The 763-nt window shown below is 30.0% G+C and carries 2 protein-coding genes; both read right to left on the reverse strand.

The annotated features are described in order from the left end of the window. Positions 1 to 368, reverse strand: a 368-nt coding sequence (locus tag AMN88_RS00885) for a phytanoyl-CoA dioxygenase family protein (RefSeq protein WP_179850081.1), incomplete at its 3' end; no start/stop codon positions are given. Positions 369 to 370: 2 nt separating this feature from the next. Continuing rightward, a partial coding sequence (locus tag AMN88_RS00890) for an ABC transporter permease subunit (RefSeq protein ID WP_143323654.1) occupies positions 371 to 763 on the reverse strand: 393 nt, incomplete at its 5' end.

Genomic DNA, 763 nt, shown 5'->3' on the forward strand with positions numbered 1-763 from the left:
TTGCCATCAACACAGTAATACGGAATATCTTGGTGCCAAGGTGTTTCTTTGTAAGTACCTGGATCCTTTATGAAAATGTGTTCATGAAAAATTTGAGTAGATTTAGAATTAGTTGCTTCTGCAACTATTTGAGCTCCAGGTGAATTATATAAACAATCCTTAAATTCTTCTATCCTCTCCCAATTACAATAATCCTCAAAAAATCTTCCATTATCATCAGTTACATTTTCTCTCCCATGTTTACTTGGACTAACTAAAACCTTTTGAAACCCTTTTCTAAGTGGCTCAATCCAATTTTTAAATACATTTTTAATTATTATTACACCATCATTTTGATAATCATTAATTTGTTTCTCTGATAAAAACATTTCTATTGTTGAAAGCTATACTTTTTCTCTAAATATTTGATCACATTATGAATGATAAAAGTCATGAACAAATAAATGCCACCAGCAACAATAAATACTTCGATTGGTTTAAAAGTTGTAGAAATTATATATTTAGCAACACCAGTTAAATCCATCAAAGTTACTGTGCTTGCAAGAGAAGTCCCTTTCATCATCAATATTATTTCATTTCCATACGCAGGAAGTGATTGTCGGATGGCGATTGGAATTTGGATTTTATAGAATATTATTTTGTTTGATATTCCTAAACTTTTTCCAGCTTCAATAATGCCTGGTTTTATTGTTTGAAATGCTGATCTTAAAATTTCAGAAGTATATGCTCCTGTATTTAAAGTAAATGCTATTATTGCACACCA

Source organism: Candidatus Pelagibacter communis (assembly GCF_001180165.1).
GTDB lineage: Bacteria > Pseudomonadota > Alphaproteobacteria > Pelagibacterales > Pelagibacteraceae > Pelagibacter > Pelagibacter ubique_P.